The sequence below is a fragment of the Wenzhouxiangella sp. YN1 genome, assembly GCF_056324145.1.
On sequence record NZ_JBJNIO010000136.1, the window covers coordinates 1 to 18,515 of the forward strand.

The 18,515-nt window shown below is 64.2% G+C and carries 16 protein-coding genes and 1 tRNA gene; 6 read left to right on the plus strand and 11 right to left on the minus strand.

Going from position 1 to position 18,515, the window contains the following annotated elements:
• Nucleotides 1-746: 746 nt before the first annotated feature.
• Nucleotides 747-822 (minus strand) — tRNA-Thr (locus ACEWQZ_RS06170).
• 196 nt (nucleotides 823-1,018) lie between these two features.
• Here ACEWQZ_RS06170 and ACEWQZ_RS06175 point away from each other — a divergent pair.
• Genes ACEWQZ_RS06175 through ACEWQZ_RS06190 form a run of 4 tightly spaced genes read left to right on the plus strand, consistent with a single transcriptional unit; the run spans nucleotide 1,019 to nucleotide 3,928 of the window.
• A complete protein-coding gene (locus tag ACEWQZ_RS06175) occupies nucleotides 1,019-1,438 on the plus strand; it encodes a YbaN family protein (RefSeq protein ID WP_476482200.1) in 420 nt (139 codons plus the stop codon).
• Complete coding sequence (locus ACEWQZ_RS06180; RefSeq protein ID WP_476482201.1) at nucleotides 1,420-2,625, plus strand: NnrS family protein; 1,206 nt, start codon at nucleotides 1,420-1,422, stop codon at nucleotides 2,623-2,625. Before ACEWQZ_RS06175 ends, ACEWQZ_RS06180 begins: the two co-directional genes overlap by 19 nt.
• Before the next feature lie 10 nt (nucleotides 2,626-2,635).
• Nucleotides 2,636-3,079 (plus strand): RrF2 family transcriptional regulator, encoded by a 444-nt coding sequence (locus ACEWQZ_RS06185; protein WP_476482202.1) that lies wholly within the window; start codon nucleotides 2,636-2,638, stop codon nucleotides 3,077-3,079.
• Nucleotides 3,080-3,136: 57 nt separating this feature from the next.
• Entirely contained in the window at nucleotides 3,137-3,928 is a 792-nt protein-coding gene (locus ACEWQZ_RS06190; protein WP_476482203.1) for a TatD family hydrolase, read from the plus strand.
• A 72-nt stretch (nucleotides 3,929-4,000) separates the two neighbouring features.
• Here the strand turns inward: ACEWQZ_RS06190 and ACEWQZ_RS06195 are convergent, their stop codons facing one another.
• The 4 genes from ACEWQZ_RS06195 to polA all read right to left on the minus strand — a co-directional run bounded on the left by ACEWQZ_RS06195 (nucleotide 4,001) and on the right by polA (nucleotide 10,241).
• On the minus strand, nucleotides 4,001-5,128 hold the full coding sequence (locus ACEWQZ_RS06195; RefSeq protein WP_476482204.1) for an acyl-CoA desaturase: 1,128 nt from the start codon (nucleotides 5,126-5,128) through the stop codon (nucleotides 4,001-4,003).
• 111 nt (nucleotides 5,129-5,239) lie between these two features.
• Nucleotides 5,240-5,758: a DUF4870 domain-containing protein gene (locus ACEWQZ_RS06200; RefSeq protein WP_476482205.1), complete on the minus strand. Its 519-nt coding sequence runs from the start codon at nucleotides 5,756-5,758 to the stop codon at nucleotides 5,240-5,242.
• An 18-nt stretch (nucleotides 5,759-5,776) separates the two neighbouring features.
• The gene (gene glmU, locus ACEWQZ_RS06205; protein ID WP_476482206.1) at nucleotides 5,777-7,135 is read right to left on the minus strand and encodes a bifunctional UDP-N-acetylglucosamine diphosphorylase/glucosamine-1-phosphate N-acetyltransferase GlmU; all 1,359 of its coding nucleotides are present in this window, start codon (nucleotides 7,133-7,135) and stop codon (nucleotides 5,777-5,779) included.
• 418 nt (nucleotides 7,136-7,553) lie between these two features.
• Nucleotides 7,554-10,241, minus strand: coding sequence for a DNA polymerase I (gene polA, locus ACEWQZ_RS06210; protein WP_476482207.1), 2,688 nt, complete (start codon nucleotides 10,239-10,241; stop codon nucleotides 7,554-7,556).
• A 90-nt stretch (nucleotides 10,242-10,331) separates the two neighbouring features.
• On the opposite strand from polA, the gene ACEWQZ_RS06215 reads away from it, so the two are divergent.
• On the plus strand, nucleotides 10,332-10,739 hold the full coding sequence (locus tag ACEWQZ_RS06215) for a DUF2782 domain-containing protein (protein ID WP_476482208.1): 408 nt from the start codon (nucleotides 10,332-10,334) through the stop codon (nucleotides 10,737-10,739).
• Between the two features lie 7 nt (nucleotides 10,740-10,746).
• On the opposite strand, the gene rsmA is transcribed toward ACEWQZ_RS06215, so the two are convergent.
• The 5 genes from rsmA to ACEWQZ_RS06240 are packed head-to-tail and all read right to left on the minus strand — an operon-like array spanning nucleotide 10,747 to nucleotide 17,166.
• On the minus strand, nucleotides 10,747-11,565 hold the full coding sequence (rsmA, locus tag ACEWQZ_RS06220) for a 16S rRNA (adenine(1518)-N(6)/adenine(1519)-N(6))-dimethyltransferase RsmA (RefSeq protein ID WP_476482209.1): 819 nt from the start codon (nucleotides 11,563-11,565) through the stop codon (nucleotides 10,747-10,749).
• Nucleotides 11,546-12,526 carry a 4-hydroxythreonine-4-phosphate dehydrogenase PdxA gene (gene pdxA, locus ACEWQZ_RS06225; protein ID WP_476482210.1) on the minus strand — a complete coding sequence of 327 codons (981 nt, stop codon included), beginning with the start codon at nucleotides 12,524-12,526 and terminating at the stop codon, nucleotides 11,546-11,548. Before pdxA ends, rsmA begins: the two co-directional genes overlap by 20 nt.
• Nucleotides 12,527-12,537: 11 nt before the next feature.
• Nucleotides 12,538-13,851: a peptidylprolyl isomerase gene (locus ACEWQZ_RS06230; RefSeq protein WP_476482211.1), complete on the minus strand. Its 1,314-nt coding sequence runs from the start codon at nucleotides 13,849-13,851 to the stop codon at nucleotides 12,538-12,540.
• A 33-nt stretch (nucleotides 13,852-13,884) separates the two neighbouring features.
• On the minus strand, nucleotides 13,885-16,053 hold the full coding sequence (locus ACEWQZ_RS06235; protein ID WP_476482212.1) for an LPS-assembly protein LptD: 2,169 nt from the start codon (nucleotides 16,051-16,053) through the stop codon (nucleotides 13,885-13,887).
• 54 nt (nucleotides 16,054-16,107) lie between these two features.
• Nucleotides 16,108-17,166, minus strand: a complete 1,059-nt coding sequence (locus tag ACEWQZ_RS06240; protein ID WP_476482213.1) for an aminopeptidase — start codon at nucleotides 17,164-17,166, stop codon at nucleotides 16,108-16,110.
• Here ACEWQZ_RS06240 and ACEWQZ_RS06245 point away from each other — a divergent pair.
• Nucleotides 17,138-17,875, plus strand: a complete 738-nt coding sequence (locus ACEWQZ_RS06245; protein ID WP_476482214.1) for a class I SAM-dependent methyltransferase — start codon at nucleotides 17,138-17,140, stop codon at nucleotides 17,873-17,875. The genes ACEWQZ_RS06240 and ACEWQZ_RS06245 overlap by 29 nt on opposite strands.
• On the opposite strand, the gene ACEWQZ_RS06250 is transcribed toward ACEWQZ_RS06245, so the two are convergent.
• Entirely contained in the window at nucleotides 17,869-18,390 is a 522-nt protein-coding gene (locus ACEWQZ_RS06250) for a GNAT family N-acetyltransferase (RefSeq protein WP_476482215.1), read from the minus strand. The two genes, ACEWQZ_RS06245 and ACEWQZ_RS06250, sit on opposite strands and share 7 nt — an antisense overlap.
• Nucleotides 18,391-18,515 lie beyond the last annotated feature (125 nt).

Here is an 18,515-nt window from a genome sequence, read left to right on the forward strand (position 1 = left end):
GCTGGCGCAGACTGCGGGGCTTCCGGCAACTGGCCGATGTCGTTGCCGGCGTGAAGTTCATCGACGGAATAGATGAACGCAAAATCAGCAGGGACGCCGCTTGATGAGCCAGTGGTCATACACCAGACTTGACAGTAACTCGGAGCGCTGCCTGTGTCAGTATTCGGCGAAGAAACTTGCATAAGCAGTCTGGCGTACTGACAAAGCTGACAAATCCTCAATCTGGCAGTTTTGTCAGTGACCTAGAGGACCACTTTGGAGAAACAAAGGCCAGCCGATTCACTGCCGCCGGTGGGTGGAGACTCTATTTCTGGCGACATGGATCGACCGGTTGTCCAAGGTTGCTTCACAGTGAAGGCAGTAGACGATCCCCTTCCTTTGCCGGGAGCCTGGAGGCTCTGCAGGGAATCTGGCAGCTAGCGCGCCCGAAAATGGGCAAGCAGAGGAACACGTCCCCACCAAATAGACCGCCAATAGACCAGCAATGAACTATTAGACCAACAAAGGATAAGGAGTGGCTGCGGTAATGGTCTGGTAACCAACTGTTTTTGGGCGTTTTTAAATTGGTGCCGGCTGAGGGATGGCAGCGGCCGCTACGCGGCCTGGCCCTTCGGGCTGTCGCTGCGCTCCAGCGAGCTCGCGGCTGCGCCGCTCGGTTCGAACTCGATTGTCGATTGTCGGGAGTTCGAATACGACTCCGGCCAGCGCAAGGAGGCCTGAAAAGTGTCCGGGCTGTTGGAAGGAAATGGTGCCGGCTGAGAGATTCGAACTCCCGACCTACTGATTACAAATCAGCCGCTCTACCAACTGAGCTAAGCCGGCAACAGGGGTTGGTGAATCGTCAACCACGGTTGGCGCACAATTCTAATCGTTCCGGCGGCGGGGTGGGCAACAAAAAGCGGCGAAAGGCGCTTTCGGGATGGCAGGTCCCGGCCTGGCTGCATGCCGAAAGCACCGGCAGGCACCGGCCAGCAAAGCGACGATGACAGCCACAGCGGCAAAAAGGTATACTTGATGCATGATCAGGCTCGGCAGACCAATACCACGCTGGATATGGCTATCGCTGACCTGGGCCGCGATCGGCCTGGGTGCGGCCGGGGCGGTGCTGCCGGTACTGCCAACAACGCCGTTTCTGCTGTTTGCCCTGTGGTCAGGATCGCGTGCCAGCCCGCGACTGCGTTTTCGTCTCTACCGGCACCCGCGCTACGGTGCCACGCTTCGCGCCTGGCAGCGCCACGGCGTCATACCGGTGCGGGCCAAGTGCCTGGCTGGGGCTCTGATGGCAACAAGCGCCATCTCACTGTGGCTGCTCGGCGCAAGGCCTGCATTGCTGGCCGGCGTAATGATTCTGTTCCTCTTCGTGCTGACTTTCATACTGACCCGTCCATCGCGGGTCAACCACGTCCGGACTGCAACCAGATGCCAACCCGTACCCTGACTGCTACGCTGAAAATCGAGTCGGCCCTCTGGGCCTGTCCTTTTCGCCCTTTTTTCCTGGCGGCCTCGGGCTACGCCATGCTGGCGGTCGTAGGCTGGCTGGGTGTCTTGCTGCTGGGCTGGCCGCTGGCCGGCGACTACTCGCCGCTGCAGTGGCACAGCCACGAAATGCTGTTCGGCATGGTCGGCGCAGCGATCGCCGGATTTTTGCTCACCGCCATGTGCAACTGGACCGGGGCGCAGCCACTGTCGGGCCGCGGCCTGCAGTTGCTGTTCGGCCTGTGGCTGGCCGGGCGCGTCGCCTTGTGGCTGTCAGCGCTGCTGCCGGCCGGGCTGGTTGCGCTGATCGACGTGGCCTTTTTTGCCGCCGTGGCGGTTTACGCCGGGCGCGTGATCATCGGCTCGGGCAATTACCGCAACCTGCCTCTGGTTGCGGTGGTTTCCGCCCTGGCTCTTGCCAACCTGCTGTTCCATGCCGGCTGGCTGGCGCATGAACCTGCCCTGGTACGGCGCGTCGAGCTCGGTACGGTGGGCCTGATCGCTGTGCTCATCATCATCATCGGCGGACGAATCACTCCGGCTTTCACGCGCAACTGGATGCTGCGCCAGCAGATGTCGCCCGAGCAGGTGCGCAGCTGGCCGCTGGTGGAAACGGCGAGCATCACTTCGGCGGCCTTGCTGGTGCTGAGCCTGCTCGCCGGCGCCCCGGCGTTGGTGCTGGCCGGGCTCGCCGGCCTGGCGGGCATTGCCAACGCCGTCCGCGTGATCGGCTGGCAAGGCTGGCGCGCAAGAAGCGATGCTCTGGTCTGGATTCTCCATATCGGTTACGCGTGGATTCCGCTGGGCCTGATCCTGATGGCCTTCAGCCTCGGTACCGGCACGCCCTCCTCCACCGCGTGGATGCACGCGCTGGGACCCGGCGCCATGGGGGTGATGATCATGGGCGTGATGACACGCGTTGCCCTGGGGCACACCGGACGCCCGCTGGAGCTGCCGAAAGGCGCAGTTGCCACCTACGTTCTGATTCTGACGGCAGCGCTCGTTCGGCTCGCCACTGCCCTGGGCTGGCTGCCCTGGCGCGGCGGCGTCATGGTCACCACCACGGCCTGGTGCGCCGCCTTCGCACTGTTTCTCTGGCTCTATCTGCCCATTCTCACAAGCCCGCGCGCCGACGGGCGGCCCGGTTGAGCGCCTTGCCATGCGCCTGACTCATCATGCCGACCTGTCGTTGCGGGTGTTGATGCATCTGGCCGTGACCGGCGAGCGGCGCGTCACCATTCAGGAAATCTCCGACGCCTTCTCGATTTCTCGCAACCACCTGATGAAGGTGGTGCACAAGCTCGCGCTCAATGGCTATGTCAAGTCCACCCGGGGCAGCGGCGGCGGCATTCAGCTGGCGCGAAAGCCGGACGCCATCAATGTGGGCGAGGTCATCTGCGACATGGAGCCGGACTTCGGCCTGGTCGAGTGCTTCCGCCCGGACAATCGTTGTGTCATCACGCCGGCCTGCCGCTTGCCGCGGATGCTCGATGAGGCCCTGCAAGCGTTTCTCGACACCCTGAGGCAATACACTCTGGCTGATCTGGTGACGCCGAAAGTCGCCCCGCAGATGGCCAGCCTGCTCAAGATTCGACTGGACTGAGCGCACCCGCGGTCGTCAGCCACAGCTGCCGACGGCAAGCGGCTACAATCGCTCGCCATGGAACTCATTGATATTGGCTGCAACCTGACTCACGAGTCGTTTGACGCCGACCGGCAGGCCGTCATCGAGGCTGCACAGGCCGAGGGCGTGAGCCGGATGATTGTCACCGGCGCCACTGAATCGGCCAGCGTGGCCGCCTGCCGACTGGCCGAAGAATGGCCCGGCGTGCTCTACGCCACTGCCGGCATCCACCCGCACTATGTCGGCGAGCTCAGTCGCGACAGCCTGAGCGTGATCGCCGAGCTGCACCGTCACGCGGCCGTGGTGGCCGTTGGCGAATGCGGGCTCGACTACTTTCGTGATTTCTCACCCCGCCCGGCGCAGCGCCGTGCGTTCGAAAAACAGCTCGAGCTGGCCGCCGACTGCGGCAAGCCGGTTTTCCTGCATCAGCGCGAAGCGCACGATGACTTCATCGCGATCTTGCGTGAATTCCGCCCGCACCTGAGCGCAGCGGTCGTGCACTGTTTTACCGATACGCGGGAGGCCATGCTCGAATACCTGGAGCTGGACTGCCATATCGGCATCACCGGCTGGATCTGCGACGAGCGCCGTGGCCATCACCTCAAGGAGTTCGTACATGAGGTCCCGACCGATCGCCTGATGATCGAAACCGACGCGCCCTACCTCAAGCCGCGCAACATGCGCCCACGCGTCAAGACGCGCCGCAACGAGCCGCGTTGGCTGCCCTGGGTTGCCGGCACCGTCGCCGCCTGCCGCGGCGTGAGCCCGGATCAACTGGCGAAGGAAACGACGGCTACTGCGGAACGCTTTTTCGGCCTGGAGAGCTGAATACCCGGCGATGGGGCGGCAAAGCCGCCCTCGACCTCACGCAGCACTCCGCACCGCCAGTCACGCCAATCACTACGCCGCCGCCGCGGCGCGCTGGATGGTGGCCAGACGCCGGGTCTGCATCTTGAGGCGGTATTCAAGCTCACGATAGCGCGTGGACAGTTCGGTGCGACGCCACTTGTCGCGAATCGCGGCCTTGCCCGCGGCGACGCGTTCGGCCTGAACGGCCTGCCACTGCGCAATCGTCTCCTTGAACTGCTGGTACTCGTGCTCGATGGTTTCTGACCAGCTCCTCGCGCGGGGATCACCGGCGATGCGTTCCTGCAGCTCTTGGAACTGAACCTGAAGGCGCGCACGGCGAATCTTGAAGCGCGGCGTGCGTCGCAGCTCATGCGCCAGGCCCACCCAGGAGGAAGCGGCAATCAGCCACTTGCCCGGGTCAAACTGCCACCAGCGAATGCCGTTGCGGTAATCGGCCTGAAAGGCATGGTGAAAATTATGGTAGCCCTCGCCCCAGGTCAGCAACGCGACAATACTGCTGTCGCGCGCGGTATTGCCGAGGTTGTGCTCACGCTTGCCGAGCGTGTGCGCCAGCGAGTTGATGAAAAAGGTGCAGTGCTGCGAGAACGCCACGCGGAAGGCACCGGCGAGCAGCACCATGCCGACGATATCGCCAACCATCCAGCCCAGCAGCAACGGCAGACCGAGGTTCATGAACCAGGTCAGCGGCCAATAATAACGGTGCTGCCACATCACGATCGGGTCGCGCTCGAGGTCGCGAACCTGATCGAAATTGATTTCGCTGGTCGGCCACTTGCGCAGCATCCAGCCCATGTGTGCGTGCCAGAATCCGGCCGTGATCGAGTACGGATCACGCTCGGCATCGTCAACATGACGATGATGCACGCGGTGGCGCGCCGCCCAGACAAGAATCGAGTTCTGCAGGGACTGGGCGCCAAAGATGGCAAAGAACAGTCGCAGCGGCCAAGCGGCCTTGTACGTGCGGTGCGACCACAGGCGGTGGTAGCCGGCGGTGATGGACAGGCCGCTGAGCACCCAGAAAATGCCGGCGAACAACCAGGTCCAGCCACTGAAGCCGTGAAGCACCAGCCACACCGGCGCGGCAATGAAACCCAGCACGGCGATGGCGATGAAAAAGACGAGGTTTTCGTAAACCAGGGCAGGTTTTTTTGCAGTCATTGTCATTGATTTCCCGGCACCGTCATCAGCAGAACCGCAGGGGTTCGTCCGACCAGCACCTTGTTCATTACTCGAGTCAAAGCTGTTTGAATAACGCTACTTGAAGCGACCTTACTTGAAAAACTTGATTGAAAGCGGATAGGGCCAGATTTCTCCTTCGGAGGCCTTGACGCCACCGATGATGGGAAAGACCAGGCTCACCAGCGCCAGGGCTGCCAACAGCAGAAAACCAATCCCGACGATCATCAGAATCATGCTGGCAATGGCATAAATCACCGCGCTGATCATCCAGTTGAATACCACGTGTCCGTGCGGCTCCAGGCCCGGCAGGCTGTCCTTTTTCAGAATGTAGATCACGATGGGGACAATCAGACCGGCCATCGGCACGATCAGCCCTGAGAGCACCGACAGATGCAGGATCATCGCCCAGGTACTGGTTTCCTTGTCCTGCGCTCCGGGGGCGGCCTCCGGAGAGTGTTCCTCGGTCATTGTTCTGACTCCTTCACGGCTTTTCAAGTTCAAATCGTCCAGCCTGTGCCTGGCGGCAGTCGCGGCTGACGCCGCGAACCGGCTTCGATGTTTCGAGTCTAGCACTTCCGGTCCCGCCTGCGCACCGGCCAGGCCCGACATGCCGGTCTCTGGATGGCGTCATTTCCCGTCTTTGGCCTGCGGGCGCTTCCACTCCGGAAGGCTGCGCTGCTGAGCACGGGCCAGCGTAAGCTGCTGCGCCGGCGCGTCTGCGGAGATGACGCTGCCGGCGCCGATGGTCGCACCACGACCGATGTTCACCGGAGCCACCAGCGCCGAGTTGGAGCCGATGAAAGCGCTCTCACCGATCACCGTGAGGTGCTTGTTGGCGCCGTCGTAGTTACAGGTGATGGTGCCGGCGCCGATGTTGGCTTGCGCGCCGATCTCGGCATCGCCGATGTAGCTCAGATGCGAGGCCTTCGCGCCAGCGGCCAGCCGGGCTTGCTTGATCTCGACGAAATTGCCCACTTTTACGCCGGCGGCCAGCTCCGTACCGGGCCGCAGCCGTGCAAACGGGCCGATCGAGCAGGCGCCGGTGGTGCGCACGCCCTCAAGCACGCTCATCGGCTCCACCCGGGTGCCGGCGGCCAGGTCACAGTCACGGATCACGCAGCCGGGTCCGATCGTCACCCCGTCGCCGAAATGATTGCGGCCTTCGAGCACCACGTTGACGTCGATACTCACATCGCGGCCGGCTTCGAGCGTGCCGCGCAGCTGCACGCTGTCGGGGTCGAGCAGGGTAACGCCGGCGGTCAGCAAGCTTGCGCGGGCGCGGCGCTGGAACACGCCCTCGAGCGCTGCCAGCTGGGCGCGGTCATTGGCGCCCAGCAGCTCGTCGGCGTCAGCGGCCACGATCGCCTCGACACTGCAGCCGGCGCGGGCGGCGACGCCAATACAATCGGTGAGATAGTACTCGCCCTGGGCGTTGTCGTCGCCGATGCGATCGAGCCAGGCAGACAGCCGGCCGGCGCGGGCACAAAGCACGCCACTGTTGACTTCATTGATGCGTCGCTCTTCGTCGCTGGCGTCTTTTTCTTCCCGAATGGCGGTGACGCGACCCTCGGTACGGACAATCCGACCATAGCCGGCGGGATCGTCGGCGATGAAGCTCAGCACCGCCAGATCGGCCGATGAAGCAAGCAGTGCGGCGAGCGTCTCGGTGCCAATCAACGGCATGTCGCCGGGCAGAATCAGCACCCGGGCGTGCGCATCGATCTCGGGCAGCGCCTGCAAAGCGGCGTGCCCGGTGCCGCGGCGCTCGGCCTGCAGCACCCATTCCAGCGCCTGCCCCTCCAGCGCGGCCCTGACCTGCTCGGCACCGGCGCCCACCACGACACGAATCGCAGCGGGCTCGAGCGCGCCGGCGGCGTCAACCAGATGCTGCAACATCGGCCGCCCGCCTACCGGCTGCAGCACCTTGGGACGGGCCGAATTCATCCGCTTGCCCTCGCCGGCAGCAAGAATGATCACTTCAAGCATCAGGAAAGCCCTCTATCGCAAAGCAAACCGCCAGTATATCGCCGCGGTTCGGGGCTCGGGACGCGCGCGAGACAAACCGCAGTGAAAGAAATCGATCGAGCACGTAGCTGCCGGTGGCCGCCGGAGCCAAGGGGTGAAGTTTTCCTCTGCACAGAATTCCGGGAAATCGTCGGAGGGCATGACGATTCCGGAATAAAAAAGGCCCCGGGCGAGGGAGGACCCGGGGCCTGTAGTCGGATCCGGTTTGGGGACTGTAACCGAATCCAATGGGTCCGCCTAGGGAGGGAAGCGGACCCCACCATGCGCATGGTGACTGAATAGACCAGGGCATCCGGGTAAAAGTTCCGGAAATTCACCTGAATTCATGAATAATTTCGTTTTTCGGCTTTTCCGGGCGTCGGCAATCGCCTGAGAGCCCCTAATGAGCGGATTCCCAGCTCGATCCGCTGTTGGCTTCGACCAGCAGCTCGACGTCCAGTTCGGCTGCATTCTGCATGCGCTCGATCACGCCTTCACGCACGCGCTCGAGGGCTTTGGCGTGCACTTCCAGTATCAGTTCGTCGTGCACCTGCATGACCAGCCTTGCGGGCACGTTTTCGGCCCGGATCCAGGCATCCACATCAATCATGGCGCGCTTGATGATGTCAGCCGCCGTGCCCTGCATGGGGGCGTTGATGGCAGCGCGCTCGGCGGCCTGACGGCGCTGGTTGTTGCGCGAGCGAATCTCATCGGCCCACAGGCGTCGGCCGAACAGCGTTTCCACATAGCCCTGCTCGCGCGCGCGCTCGCGAATGTCGTCCATGAAGGTGCGCACGCCCGGATAGCGGTCGAAATAGCGATCGATGTATTCCTGAGCCTGGTTGCGCGTGAGCTCGAGCTGGCGCGACAAGCCCCAGGCGCTCATGCCGTACATCAGGCCGAAATTGATCGCCTTGGCCGCGCGCCGCTGGCTGTCGTCGACCTTGTCGATGGCCAGTCCGAAGACCTCGGCGGCGGTCGCCCGGTGAATGTCCTCGCCGTCGGCAAAGGCTTTCAGCAGCCGCGCATCACCCGACAGATGCGCCATGATGCGCAGCTCGACCTGAGAATAGTCGGCCGCCAGCAGCACGCTGCCTTGCGGCGCGATAAAGGCCTTGCGGATACGCCGACCTTCGCTGGTGCGAATCGGGATGTTCTGCAGATTGGGATCGGCCGACGACAGGCGCCCGGTCGCAGTCACAGCCTGGTGGTAGTGTGTGTGCACCCGGCCGGTGCGCGGATGGATGCGCTCGGGCAGGCGGTCGGTATAGGTATTCTTGAGCTTGGCCAGGCCACGCTGCTCCAGGATCAGCCTGGGCAGTTCGTGGTTCTCGTGGGCCAACTCCTGGAGCACGTCTTCGGCCGTCGACGGCTGACCCTTGGGCGTTTTGCGCTTGACCGGCAAACCGAGCTTTTCGAACAGGATTTCCTGCAGCTGCTTGGGCGAGCCCAGATTGAACTCCTGACCGGCCTCGTTGAAAGCGGCCTCGGCCAGCTGGTCCAGCCGCTGTTCGATCTTACGGCTCTGTGTGCGCAGCACGTCGGCATCCAGCGCCACGCCGGTGCGCTCCATGCGCGCCAGCACCGGAATCAGCGGAATCTCCAGCTCGGAATAGATGCGCGCCGGCCCGTCCAGACTTTCAAGCCGGGGCCAGAGGTGGTGATGCAACGCCAGGGTGACATCGGCATCCTCACCGGCGTAGCCGGCGGCGGTCGCGACGGGCACCTGATCGAAGGTGACCTGCTTTTTCCCCTTGCCGGCCACGTCTTCATACGGCGTCGTTCGACGCCCGAGATAGCGGGCAGCCAGAGAATCCATGTCGTGGCGCGTGGCCGTCGAATGCAGGCAGTAGGATTGCAGCATGGTGTCGTGGCGGATGCCGCCGAGCCGGATTCCGGCGCGCTCGAGCACGTTGAGATCGTATTTGAGGTGCTGGCCGACCTTGGGCCGCTCGTCACTCTCGATGACGCCACGCAGGGCTTCGATGGCTTCTGCGGCGGTGAACTCGTTGCTCTGATCGGCATGCGCCAGCGGCACATACCAGGCCTTGCCGACCTCGACGGCAAACGAGAAGCCGACCAGATCCGCATTCAACGGCTCCAGGCTGGTGGTCTCGGTGTCGAAGGCAATCAGCTCGGCTGCCTCCAGCACCTCCACCAGCGCCTGCAGCTGCTTGCGCGTGGTGACGGTCTCGACTTCCAGATCACCGCCGGCGCCCGTCCCTTCGGCCTCGCCATCGATGTATTGCTTCAGCCAAGAAGAAAACCCGAAGCGCTTGAGCAGCTCGACCATCCGCTCGCGGTCGGGCTCTCGACGCTCGAGCATCTCGCGGCCGCCGTCGAGCTCGACGGAATCGCGCAGCTCGACCAGCTCGCGCGAGAGCCTGAGCTGCTCCAGACCGGAGCGCAGGTTTTCACCAACCTTGCCGCCGATCTCTTCGGCATGCTCGATCACGCCGTCGAGATCGCCATACTGCTTGAGCCACTTGACCGCCGTCTTCGGGCCGACCTTGTCTACGCCGGGGATATTGTCGGAGCTGTCGCCCATCAGCGCCAGCAAGTCGCCGACCAGCGCCGGGCCAACGCCGAACCGCTGTTCGACCGCCTCGGGGTCGTAGCGCTTGTCCTGCATGGTGTCTTCGAGCGTCACCCCGTCGGTTACCAGCTGGGCCAGATCCTTGTCGCCGGATGAAATCAGCACCTCACGCCCGTCCTCGCGCGCCTGCCGCGCGAGAGTGGCAATCACGTCGTCGGCTTCCACTTCCTCGATCACCAGCCGCGGCAGGCCCATCGCATCGATCAGCTCGTGCAGCGGCTCGATCTGGCTTCTGAGCTCGTCGGGCATCGGCGGCCGATTGGCCTTGTATTCGGCATAGGTGGCGTGGCGGAAGGTCTTTCCGGGCGCATCGAAAATAACCGCGACCTGCTCCGGCTGGTACTGCTCGAGCATGCGCCGCAGCATGTTGGCGACGCCGAAAACGGCGCCGGTAGGCTGCCCGTCGGCGCTGGTCAGGCTGGGCAGGGCGTGGAAAGCGCGGTAAAGGTAGGAAGACCCGTCAACCAGACACACTGGAGCTTGTTTGGACATGCTCGGCAATTCCGTGAAACGTGGCCGCCCATCATAACGCTCGCGGTGCAGCAGCCAGCGCGCGCGTGCTGAATCAACGGGGTCACAGCCATGTCTTTGCTAGACTGGGAGGCAGTCACTCTGGAGCACTCCACCATGCTGCGTCCTGTTCTGCTTGTTTTTGCGATCACGCTGATGATGGCTCCAATTCCGGCGCTGTCTCAGAACGAGCCACCGCCGTCGGATGCGCCACCGCCACCACCGATTCGCGAGCCGCTGCCGCCCAAGGTGCAGGATCCGGACGAGCAGATCCAGCCGCAGGTGGTCATTCGCCGCGAAGACGACCGCATCGTCGAGGAGTACAGCTCCGGCGGCCAGGTCTACATGATCAAGGTCACGCCGCTCGAAGGCGGGCCTTCCTATTATTTGATCGACGACGACGGTGACGGCCAGCTCGAGAGCCGGCACGAACACATGGCACCGGTCAAGCCCGCCTACTGGAAGATTGCCGAGTGGTGAGCAGGGTTCAGCCGCCGCCCAGCCGGTTTGCCAAAGCCAGGTACTGATACAGCGAGAGCGTCTCGGCCCGGGCCTTCGGGTCGACTCCCGCCGCCGCAATCGCCGCCTCGTCCAGGCCCCCCTTCAGGGCGTTGCGCAGGGTCTTGCGACGCTGGCCGAAGGCGCGGCGGACAACTTCTTCGAGCTGCGGCAGCCGGGCAAGGGTTTCGGCGTCAAGCCGCTTCGGCACCAGGCGCACAATGGCCGAATCCACCTTCGGTGGGGGCCGGAATGCGCCCGGCGGCACGTTGAACAGGCGCTCGGTCCGGCAGTGAAAAGCCGCCATCACCGACAGGCGGCCGTATTGTTTCGATCCGGGGCCGGCCACCAGGCGATCGACCACTTCCTTTTGCAGCATGAAGTGCATGTCGCTGATCGAATCGCGCCACTGGAACAGGTGAAACATGATCGGCGTGGAAATGTTGTAGGGCAGGTTGCCCACCACCCGCAATCCTGACGCTGGCGCCGCGAGAGTGGCCGCATCGACTTGCAGCACATCGGCCTGAAGGACCGCCAATCTCTCGGGAAATTCCAGACGCTCGGGCAGTGTCGCGGCCAGATCGCGATCAAGCTCGATGGCGGTCACGCGCGCACCGGCCTCCAGCAGCGGCCGGGTAAGCACGCCTTCACCCGGGCCGATCTCGATGATGGTGTCGTCCTCGCCGGGCCTGATGGCGGCAACCAACCGGGCTATAACGCCGGGGTCGTGAAGAAAATGCTGGCCGAAGCGCTTGCGCGGCCGATGCGGCTTGATCACGGCAGCGCCATCAGCGAGCGGTCCGGCCATCCGGCCGCCGCATGCCGCGCGCCTGGCTGATGGCGGCGTTCAGGCTGCCGGAGTCGGCTCTGCCGGTGCCGGCCAGATCAAAGGCCGTGCCGTGATCGACCGAGGTGCGTATGAACGGCAGCCCCAGGGTCACGTTGACGGCATGGCCAAAACCGATGTGCTTGAGCACCGGCAGGCCCTGATCGTGATACATCGCCAGCACGGCGTCGAACGTGCGCAGGCGATCGGGCACGAAGGCGGTATCGGCAGGCAGCGGTCCGGTCAGGGCCATGCGCCGGCCAAGTCTCGCCATCAGCGGCTCGATGATTTCGATCTCTTCGCGTCCCAGATGCCCGCCCTCGCCGGCGTGCGGATTGAGACCGAGCACGGCAATATCGGGAGCGGCCAGACCGAACTGGTTGCGCAGCCCTTGATGCAGGATCTCGAGCGTCTGGCCGAGGCTGTCGCTGGTAACCGCCGCAGGCACGTCGGCCAGCGGCAGATGAGTGGTGGCCAGCGCCACCCGCACCCGCCCGGCAACCAGCAGCATGACCACCCGCGCCACCCCGGCTTCAGCAGCAAGAAACTCGGTATGGCCGCTGAATGCCACTCCGGCTTCGTTGATGACCCCCTTGTGCACGGGCCCGGTCACCAGGCCGTGAACGCGCCCGGCCTGGCAGTGGCGCACCGCCGTTCGCAGGCATTCGAGCACGTACTGGGCATTGGCCGGGTCGGGGTGCCCGGGCCGGACCGGTTGCCGGAGCGCAACGGGCAGACAGCGAATGCCGCCGGTGGCGCCGGAGTCGACCGAGCTCAGCTCGTGTACCGCGGTGTCCAGGCCCAGCCGTTCGACAGTCCGGCGCAGCAAATCGGGATCGGCCACCAGGACCAGGCCCGGATCCATCAGCGCGACCCGACAGGCCAGTTCCGGCCCGATCCCGGCGGGCTCACCCGGCGTGAGAATGAGCTGCTCGAGCGCCATCGATGCCGCGACTACAGGCGAATCTCGACGAACGATTCATTGCGCATCTCGCGCATGAAGCGATCCAGCTCTTCCTGGGATTTCTGCTCTCTGAGCATTTCCCGCGCCTGAGCGCGCCGGATGTCTTCACCGCGGTCGGTCTGGCGCACGTCAAGCAGCTTGATCAGGTGCCAGCCCTGCGCGCTCTGAAACGGCTCGCTCAATTCACCGGGCTCGAGTGTCTCCACTACCTGCTGAATATGCCGCCCCTCGCTGCCGGGAGGAAACCACTCCATCATGCCGCCGATGTTGGCGGTCGACGAGTCATCGGAGTACTCCCGCGCCAGCTTGGCAAAGTCCTCGCCCTGCTCGACTCGCTGCCTGAGATCCTGAATTTCCTCGCGCGCCTGCTCGGGCGTGAGCAGCTCCGACGGGCTGATCAGCAAATGGCGCGCACGATACTCCTCGACCATCATGGCGCCGGCCTCGCGCACATCGCGAATCTTGAGAATGACAAAGCCTGCCGGCGTGCGCAACGGCTCGGTCACCTGACCGGGCTGCGTGCCCTCGATGGCTTCGGCAAACACCCTGGGCAGAGCGCTGGCGCTACGCCAGCCGACATCGCCGCCCTCCAGTGCGTCCGGCGCCTGGGAGTAGCTGATGGCAGCCGCGGAGAAGGCCATGCCTTCATCGAGCTGATCATAAATCTGCGCAATTCGCGACTCGGCCTGACGCACCTCGGCGGGCGAGGCCGATTCCGGCACGGTAATGACGATCTGCGACAGCAGGTATTCCTGCCCGCTGAAGCGTTCGGATGCGAGCATGATGTCGACTTCGGTCTCGCTGATCTCGTCCATCGACTCGACAATGCGCTGCTGCATGCGCGAAACCATGATCTCGTTGCGAATTTCACGGCGAAACTCGGAAAAGTCGATGCCGTCGGACTCCAGTGCATCGCGCAGCTCGGTGAGGGAAAGCCGGTTCTGCTGGGCCACCCGATTGAGCGCATTATCGACATCCGCATCGGAGACGCGAATGCCGCCCTGCTCGGCGCGCTGCAGCTGCAGGCGCTGTACGATCAGGCGCTCGAGCACCTGCTCTTCCATGACGCTGCGCGGCGGCAGATTTTCGCCCCGGGCCCTGACCTGTTGCTCGATCGTCTCGATCGCCTCGTCGAGCTCGCTTTGCAAAATGACGTCTTCTTCAACCAACGCCACGATGCGATCGATGGTCTCGCTTTTGCTCCCGCCCTGATTCTCGGTTGCATCCTGAGCGAAGGCCGGCAGCGGCACCAGCAGCGCCAGCAGCGCCAGCACGGTCAGGGTTTGAGTCTTTGCCTGTTTCATTACGGTTCCGGTTGTCTTTGGAAGAAAATCGGGTCAGCGCCACAGCGCATCGGAAAACAGCTGGTAGGGGGCACGGCCAACGCTGCCCAGGCCCTTGAGCTCCAGCTCCAGGAAAAATGCCGTGCGCTTGTCCGATTCGCGGTTGCGCACCCATTCGCGCGCGGTCAGTCGCAGCGACCAGCAGCAGCTGTCGTATTCCAGCCCGCCGAGCATTTCCAGTGTCTCATTTTCCTCGAACGAATAAGTCACACGGCCAATCAGGTTCAACTGCCCGGTTACCGGGTAACGAAAGCGCAGATCCGCCTGGTCGACCCGGTCGCGGCGAAAACGATAACCCAGGGCCAATTGCCGCGCATCCCGACCCTGCCAGTTGAGACCCAAACGCGCAACTTCGGTTTCACTGGCTTCGTCATCCCACTGCAGCCCGGCCTGAAGCGCCAGCCGACGCGCCGGCCGCCAGGTCATTTCGGCCACCGTCGCAGAGCGGCCGCGGGTTTCGACGGCCTGGCCATCAAGCTGCACGCGCAGGTCGCGAAAATAGACGATCTGGCCAACGCTGGCCTCCAGGCGGCTGAAGCCGTCTTCGGCATCGAGCAGGCGAGAGGTCAGCGCCAGCGTGAGCTGATTGGCATCGCCCTGGCGGTCAGGGCCGCTGAAGCGGTTGTAGTGAAACAGCTGGCTGAATCCGAAGGTCAGATCACGGGTGTCGAAATCCGGATAGTGCGCCTGCTCCCGATACGGCACGTACAGATAATACAGCCGCGGCTCCAGGGTCTGGACGCGTCCGCTGCCCAGCCTGCGCTCGAAGGTCAGCCCGGCATCGACGGTGGTGATCGGCAGGGTCCGATCGAGGCTGGATTGCATGCCGTGGTCGAGCTGATAGGCCGTGGAGCGCAGCCCCACGGCCGGGCGCACGTGCCAGCCGGGCCGAACCAGATCGTAGTGCAGGCGCGGAAACAGATCGACACGCGTTCCGGTCACGCCTACATCGCGATCGAAGTACACCGCTTCGGCATCGAGCGAGAAGCGCAGGTTGCCGGGCATCGGCCGGTCCACGTCGAGCAGCGCCCGCGGCAGGCGCCGGTAGGGCTCGCGCCCGGGGCCGACGGACTCATCGAGCACCTGAAAGGTATCGGCCAGCAGGTCCAGCGCCCAGTAGCGCCCGGTGCCGCGCAGGCTCACCGAAGAACGCAGAAACTGAATCGCCGAATCGTTCAGGTTGCTGCCCAGATCGATGAAGTAATTTTCGTCGCTGGCGCGCTGCAGGTCCGCGCGTGCCGACCAGCCCGGCGCGGGCCTGATGCGGTAGTCGAACTGGCCATAATAACGACTGTTCCCGGTTCTGCGGTCATCGGGCAGCCACTCCATGCGAAATTCACCGGCCTGGCTCGGCGTGAGAAAACGATGCTCCAGCCCGAGGATCGGCCCGCGTTTTTCAATCCAGCGGCCGGTAATGGTGGCGTCCTGGTTGGGGGCAATATTCCAATACCAGGGCACGGACAGATCGAAGCCGTCATTGGCCGAGTAACCGAAGCCGGGATAGAGAAAGCCGCTCTTGCGGCTGTCATCGAGCGGAAAACTCAGCCACGGCGTATACAGCAGCGGAAAGCCCTTGAAGCTCAGGCGGGCGTTGCGGGCCCGGCCGACGCCGGCCTCCAGATCCATGTCCACGCTGGAGGCCTCCAGCCGCCAATCGGGCTGCTCTGGCGGGCATGTGGTGAAGCCAAAGCTCTCCAGGCGCGCATTTTCCGGGCTCTCCAGGGCGACCGAGGCGGCCGAGCCGTGCGCTGTCGTTCCGGGAATGGCGTAATGAACTTGTTCAAAACGGCCGGACCGGCTGCGTGTTTCATAGACGGCACGCTCGGCATCGACATTGAGCCGCGGATCGCTGTAGCGCAGCCAGCCGGGTATGCGCACCCGCCCACTGTCGGGTTCATAGATGAGCTCATCGGTTTCGAGCTGCTGGTGCCCCTGCTGCAGCCGCACGCTGTCGCGGAAGCGCACCTGTTCCTGGCGGCTGGCGTCCAGGCGCCCGGCGTGAATATCCGTGACCCCGAGCGGCGCATCCTGCGAGACCTCGGGAATACGCAGCGGCGCCGGCGGCGGACAAGCCATGGCCGCGCCGACCTGCTCCGCCCCGGGCGCGGGAGCCTGGGCCAGCGCCAGTGCGATTACGGCAGACAGCAGTTGAATCGAATACAAGTCGGGTCGGCGTTGCGAGATAGCCGGTTAAGTTTGCACATCCTTGGCCATTGTTCAATGGCTTGCGCCAAGAAATTCCGCACGCCGGGAAGAATCTCCCCGCGCCAGATAACGTGCGTGAGCGTACAGGCAGCTCAAGTGGGCGTAACACTCGGTTTGAAAATGCGACTGGAAAGCTGCGACGCCGGACTCATAGGTGGCCAGCATCGCCAGATGTGCATTGTTGATGTCACGCGCCTGCCAGGCCCGGATCCGGGCACTGTCGTGGCGCCGGACCAGCTCACTGAGCCGGGCATCGAGTCGCTCGAACTCACGCCGCTTGATTCGGGCCAGTCTTTCCCGATCAGTGGTCCCCGCATAGCCATCGGCCAGGCGCTGACGGGCAGCCAGCAGCAGCTCGTTGAGCTGCCGATTCAGCCGCTGATCCGTCTGCCATCGCTGCAGACCCTCGTCAGCGCCACGATGCGCCAGCCAGCGCCGGGTGCCCACACGGGCGACAAAAGTTGCGAAGGCCTCGCTAAAGGCGGCATCACCGCGCACATAAAGCAGCTCATGGGCAAGCTCGTGAAAAATCAGCTCGGCCAGGGCCGGGTCGGGCAGCGCAAGCATGCTCTCGAGCACCGGATCGGCAAACCAGCCCAGCGTCGAGTAAGCCGTGGCCGGGTAGACCGCCACGTCGAAACCACCCGCCTCCAGCCGCGCCGCCAGCTCGGCTGCCTGCCGATGGCGAAAGAATCCGCGGTAGGCGACACAGCCGACCAGTGGATAACACCAGGTTCGGGGCCGCACCGAATGGCGCGGCGCCGCCACCACGTTCCACAGCGGCGCCCGGCGCCCGAGATCGGCGTAAAGGGTGTAGCTGCCGCTGTCTGGCAGCCCCAGCTCGCGCGTTGCGAAATCACGTATGTCGAGTACCGTGCGCAAGCGCTCGGCGAGGGCGGGTGGAGTGGCCGGATCGGCCAGCAATTGTGCGATATCCTCGCGCTTGGTCAGAACCTCGATCTGGCCGCGGGCGGCCTGGCCGTACCAGGCCATCGTGGCACAGCCGGCCAGCCCCGGCAGCCACAGCAACAGGAGCAGAAACTTGAGCGACGAGTGGTATCTGGACGACAACTTCTGGCGCAACTTCGGTTCACTGATGTTCAACGCAGACACTTTCGCGCGCGGCCGGCAGGAAGTCCAGCAGCTGCTCGAACTGCTGGGCGATCCGCCCGCAACCGTCCTTGATCTGGGCTGCGGCCCGGGCCGACACGCCCTGCCGCTGGCCGATGCCGGCCTGAAAGTCACTGCCGTCGACACCAGCCCGTCGCTGCTGCAACAGCTTGCCGCCGGCCGCGGGCAGCGTGATATCGAGCTCGTCGAAGCCGACATGCGCGAATTCGAGCGCCCGCAGGCCTTCGACCTGATCGTCGTGATGTGGACAAGCTTTGGCTATTTCACCGCCGAAGCCGATCACCGGCGCGTGCTCGACCGCATTCGCGCCAGCCTGGCGCCGGGCGGCCGGCTGATACTTGACCTGGTGGGCCTGGAGTATCTCTGCCGCAACCTGCAGCCGGTGCACCTGACCGAATACGACGACGGGCGCCTTCTGATCGAGCGCCCCGCCCTGGTCGAAGACATGACGCGGCTGGAAAACGAGTGGCTGCTGATCGACGGCGATCGCGTACATCGCCACGAGTTCTCGCATCGCGTCTGGTCAGCGGGCGAAATCGGCAGCCTGCTGCGGTCATCCGGCTTCAGTATCGAGGCAAACTGGGGCGACTACGACGGCGAACCCTATGACCTCGATGCAGAAAGGCTGATCGTTGTAGCCGGTCATTGAAACCGGATCCTGTAGAGCGCAATCGGTTCGTTATCGCGGCGCGAAATCGTCCGGCGTGCATTCATGATGCGCTCGAAGCGCAGGCCCAGCCTTGCGGCCACGACCTTGGAGGCAATGTTGGGTGGATCGATGACAGCGACCAGGCTGGAAAGCCCCATGACATGACGCGCATACTCGACATAAGCGCTGGCCGCTTCGGTTGCGAACCCCCGGCCCCAGTAGTCCTTCCAGACCCACCAGCCAAGCTCGAAATCGCCGTTGTCGAGCTGCTGCATGCCAACCACGCCGATGACCTCGCCGCTGGCCTTGAGCGCCGTGGCGCCAAAACACACGCCGTGCTGCGTCAGGTGGCGGCGCTGGCGCTCCAGCATCTGATCGATGGCCTCATCGGACCAGGTCTGCCCCCGGGTGACGTAGCGCATCATTTCGGCGTCTCTGGCCATGCGCGCCAGCGCCGGGCGATCCTCGCGGCGCCATGGCCGAATGATCAAGCGCTCGGTTTCCAGCGTCGTCATGCAGCAGTTCTCCAGCAGTCGGGCCCGTCCAGCGCTGGACGGGATATCAAGAGGGTACCACCCGGCTTGGCGCTGGCGAACGCCTCACCCTCGGACTAAAATGCAAGGCTCGGTCGAACTCGTGC

Coding starts and splice junctions, on each gene's coding strand:
- ACEWQZ_RS06175 (WP_476482200.1), top strand. CDS start 1,019: ATGATCAGGCTCGGCAGACCAATACCACGCTGGATATGGCTATCGCTG.
- ACEWQZ_RS06180 (WP_476482201.1), top strand. CDS start 1,420: ATGCCAACCCGTACCCTGACTGCTACGCTGAAAATCGAGTCGGCCCTC.
- ACEWQZ_RS06185 (WP_476482202.1), top strand. CDS start 2,636: ATGCGCCTGACTCATCATGCCGACCTGTCGTTGCGGGTGTTGATGCAT.
- ACEWQZ_RS06190 (WP_476482203.1), top strand. CDS start 3,137: ATGGAACTCATTGATATTGGCTGCAACCTGACTCACGAGTCGTTTGAC.
- ACEWQZ_RS06195 (WP_476482204.1), bottom strand. CDS start 5,128: ATGACTGCAAAAAAACCTGCCCTGGTTTACGAAAACCTCGTCTTTTTC.
- ACEWQZ_RS06200 (WP_476482205.1), bottom strand. CDS start 5,758: ATGTCGGGCCTGGCCGGTGCGCAGGCGGGACCGGAAGTGCTAGACTCG.
- glmU (WP_476482206.1), bottom strand. CDS start 7,135: ATGCTTGAAGTGATCATTCTTGCTGCCGGCGAGGGCAAGCGGATGAAT.
- polA (WP_476482207.1), bottom strand. CDS start 10,241: ATGTCCAAACAAGCTCCAGTGTGTCTGGTTGACGGGTCTTCCTACCTT.
- ACEWQZ_RS06215 (WP_476482208.1), top strand. CDS start 10,332: ATGTCTTTGCTAGACTGGGAGGCAGTCACTCTGGAGCACTCCACCATG.
- rsmA (WP_476482209.1), bottom strand. CDS start 11,565: ATGGCCGGACCGCTCGCTGATGGCGCTGCCGTGATCAAGCCGCATCGG.
- pdxA (WP_476482210.1), bottom strand. CDS start 12,526: ATGGCGCTCGAGCAGCTCATTCTCACGCCGGGTGAGCCCGCCGGGATC.
- ACEWQZ_RS06230 (WP_476482211.1), bottom strand. CDS start 13,851: ATGAAACAGGCAAAGACTCAAACCCTGACCGTGCTGGCGCTGCTGGCG.
- ACEWQZ_RS06250 (WP_476482215.1), bottom strand. CDS start 18,390: ATGACGACGCTGGAAACCGAGCGCTTGATCATTCGGCCATGGCGCCGC.